We start from the raw sequence: 3,319 nt of genomic DNA, 5'->3' as shown, positions 1-3,319 counted from the left end.
CGACCTCGACGCGGCGGCGAGCGCGGCCGAGAGCGTCGCCAACGACCACCTTCGGGAGGCGATCCGCGAACAGGACGTAACGATCGAGGGCTCGGACCTGCTCTCGCTGGTCGAGCGCGGGGCCGGCGTCGACTCTCTGCTCTCCCGTGAACTCGCGGATGAGTACGCCGCGGCGATCGAGGCGGCCCGAGACCACCTCGTCGACGCGCTCGATCTCGATCAGGGCGAGGCCGAAATCGCGCGCCGCGCGTTCAGCGACGAGCCCACGTTTCCGGTCGAGCGCGACGAGGACGTCATCGGCCGATTACGCGAGGAGCTGACGGCGGCCAAGGACCGTCGCGCGGGCAAACTGAAGCGCGAACTCGCGGCCGATCTCGCCGACCAGCGCGACGGTGCCCATCAGCTCGTCCGGGACGCCCTCGAACTAGACGTCGAACTCGCGATCGCCCGCTTCGCCGAGGAGTACGAGTGTACGATGCCTGAGTTCGTCGACAGCGAGGCGCGTAGCGCCTCGGAAGCGAGTAGCGCGGAACTTCGTTCCGCGGACAGTCGAGCGGCTTCCGAACCGCCGCGAGACGACGGTGAAACCGCGAGCAAAAGCGTTGCCGAGGTCGGCTTCGAGATCGAGGGCGGTCGCTCGCCCTTGCTCGACGAGCCGCTCGAGTCGATCGATCCCGTCGATTACGAGGTCTCGGGCGTGGCGCTCCTCTCGGGGGTCAACAGCGGCGGGAAGACCTCCACGCTGGATCTGGTCGCGAGCGTGGTCGTGCTGGCACAGATGGGGCTGCCCGTCCCCGCCGAGCGCGTGCGCTTGCGGCGGTTCGACGACCTGCACTACCACGCCAAGACCCAGGGGACGCTCGACGCGGGTGCCTTCGAGTCGACGGTGCGAGAGTTCGCCGACCTCGCGCAGGGCGGCGAGGGCTCACTCGTGGTCGTCGACGAACTCGAGAGCATCACCGAACCCGGCGCGTCGGCGAAGATCATTGCCGGGATTCTGGAGGCCCTCTCGGCAAACGGCGCGACGGCCGTCTTCGTCTCCCACCTGGCCGGCGAGATCCGCGAGATGGCCGACTACGACGTGACCGTCGACGGCATCGAGGCGGTCGGACTCGTAGACGGGACACTCGAGGTGAACCGATCGCCGGTCAAGGACCATCTGGCGCGGTCGACGCCGGAACTGATCGTGGAGAAGCTGGCCGTCGAGGCCCGGGACGACGCGGTCGCGACCAACGGCGGCGCGCCCGCGGACAGCGAGGCCGACCCGGAACCCGTGTTCTACGATCGGCTCCTCGAGAAGTTCGAGTAGTCACCGTCCGTGCTTCCCGGTGGCCGGGCCGGCCGAAACCAACACCAGTCGCCGCGTTGCACTGGGGTATGCAAGTGTAATACCTACCACTGCCGACCGTCTGTGCTACAGTATGCCATATCAGTTCCAGTGTCCCAGGGACCGGTGCTCCTTCGAACTCCGCTGTGACGCCGATCACGAGGCCGCGCGACTCGCGCGGGCCCACGCTCGCGTCGCACATCGCGACCGAATTCCCCCGGCGGATCTCGATCGGTGGCTCGAGCGAATCGAGGCCGCCTGACGCCGCTCGAGCCGAGAATTCGGCAAACATCTAAGTAGCTACGACAGCGTGGTGAAAGTGATGGCAGACGACCCCGAGGAGGGGATGTTGTCGTGGGACGAATCCGTGTTCAGCAACGAGCACGTCTTCGAGATCGACTACGTCCCCGAGACGTTCAAGCACCGCGAGGGCCAGACCCAGAGCCTGACGTACGCGCTGCGCCCGGCGGTTCGGGGGTCGCGGCCGCTGAACGTCGTCGTTCGGGGACCGCCCGGGACGGGAAAGACGACGGCGATCCAGAAGCTGTTCGACGAGGTGGGGGCCCAGACGAGCGAGGTCCGAACGATCCGAGTCAACTGTCAGGTCAACGCGACCCGATACTCGGTGTTCTCGCGGCTCTTCGAGGGCACGTTCGACTACGAACCGCCCTCGTCGGGCATCTCCTTCAAGAAGCTGTTCGGCCAGATCGCCGAGAAACTCGTCGAGGAGGACAAGGTGCTCGTCGTCGCGCTGGACGACATCAACTACCTCTTTTACGAGAACGAGGCCTCGGACACGCTCTACTCCCTCTTGCGGGCCCACGAGGAGTATCCCGGGGCGAAGATCGGCGTCGTCGTCGTCTCCTCCGACCCCGCGCTGGACGTCATCGACGAACTCGACTCCAGGGTTCAGAGCGTTTTCCGCCCGGAGGACGTCTACTTCCCCGTCTACGACCAGCCCGAGATCGTCGACATCCTCGAGGAGCGCGTCACGCGCGGCTTCAACGACGGCGTCATCGCCCGGGACACCCTCGAGCACGTCGCCGACCTCACCGCCGAGAGCGGGGATCTCCGGGTCGGGATCGATCTGCTGCGACGGGCCGGACTGAACGCCGAGATGCGGGCCAGCCGAACCGTCGAGCGACAGGACGTCGAGAACGCGTACGAGAAGTCCAAGTACATCAATCTCTCGCGCTCGCTGTCGGGACTGACCGACACCGAACGGGCGCTGCTCGAGGTGATCGCCGAACACGACGGCGACCAGGCCGGCGAGGTCTACGAGGTCTTTCACGAGCGGACCGACCTCGGCTACACGCGCTACTCCGAAATCGTGAACAAACTCGACCAGCTCGGGCTGATCGACGCCGACTACGCGGACGTCGACGGCCGCGGTCGCTCGCGGTCGCTCACGCTCTCCTACGAGAAAGAGGCGGTACTCGACCGGCTCGAGTGATCCCGTGCGGAATTCGGTTTCGAGTCTCGTCGGCCACGATAGCGATGCCGGCCCGCCACTTACCCATCGAGAGCGTGTATTCGAGGTATGGCCTCGCTTCTGATTTACGGCTCGTACGGTTACGTCGGAAATTTGATCGCCCGCGAGGCGATCGATCGCGGACTGGACCCGACGCTCGCCGGCCGTGACCGCGATCAGCTCCGCGAGCAGGTCGACGACCTCGGGCAACCGGGTCGGCGATTCGACCTCGAGGACCCCGAAATCGTCGCGGACGCGCTCGAGGACGTCGACTGCGTTCTGAACTGTGCCGGTCCGTTCTCGAACACCGCCGACGCGCTCGTCGAGGGTTGTCTGCGGAGCGAGACGGACTACGTCGATATCACGGGCGAGATTCCCGTCATCGAATCGATCGAAGACCGGGATGACGCGGCGATCGACGCCGGTGTGACGCTCCTGCCGGCCGCCGCGCTCTCGACGGTTCCGATGGACTGTCTCGCCGCCCACCTCGTCGAGCGGCTCCCCGCGGCGACCGACCTCGC

The 3,319-nt window shown here is 66.5% G+C and carries 4 protein-coding genes; all 4 read left to right on the top strand.

Going from position 1 to position 3,319, the window contains the following annotated elements; all coding sequences use genetic code 11:
- Positions 1–1,309 (top strand): MutS-related protein (locus PGX04_RS31160; RefSeq protein ID WP_417584846.1); only part of this gene is annotated, 1,309 nt, incomplete at its 5' end.
- Between the two features lie 112 nt (positions 1,310–1,421).
- Positions 1,422–1,589 carry a hypothetical protein gene (locus PGX04_RS31155; RefSeq protein ID WP_273742017.1) on the top strand — a complete coding sequence of 56 codons (168 nt, stop codon included), beginning with the start codon at positions 1,422–1,424 and terminating at the stop codon, positions 1,587–1,589.
- Between the two features lie 60 nt (positions 1,590–1,649).
- Positions 1,650–2,780, top strand: a complete 1,131-nt coding sequence (locus PGX04_RS31150; RefSeq protein WP_273742016.1) for an ORC1-type DNA replication protein — start codon at positions 1,650–1,652, stop codon at positions 2,778–2,780.
- 87 nt (positions 2,781–2,867) lie between these two features.
- Positions 2,868–3,319 (top strand): saccharopine dehydrogenase NADP-binding domain-containing protein (locus tag PGX04_RS31145; protein ID WP_273742015.1); only part of this gene is annotated, 452 nt, incomplete at its 3' end.

The sequence above is a fragment of the Natrinema soli genome (genome assembly GCF_028618695.1).
This window is presented reverse-complemented; position numbering and strand designations above follow the sequence as displayed.

What these genes read in the sequence shown, in the direction of transcription:
- PGX04_RS31150 (WP_273742016.1), top strand. Translation starts at nt 1,650, where the DNA reads ATGGCAGACGACCCCGAGGAGGGGATGTTGTCGTGGGACGAATCCGTG.
- PGX04_RS31155 (WP_273742017.1), top strand. Translation starts at nt 1,422, where the DNA reads ATGCCATATCAGTTCCAGTGTCCCAGGGACCGGTGCTCCTTCGAACTC.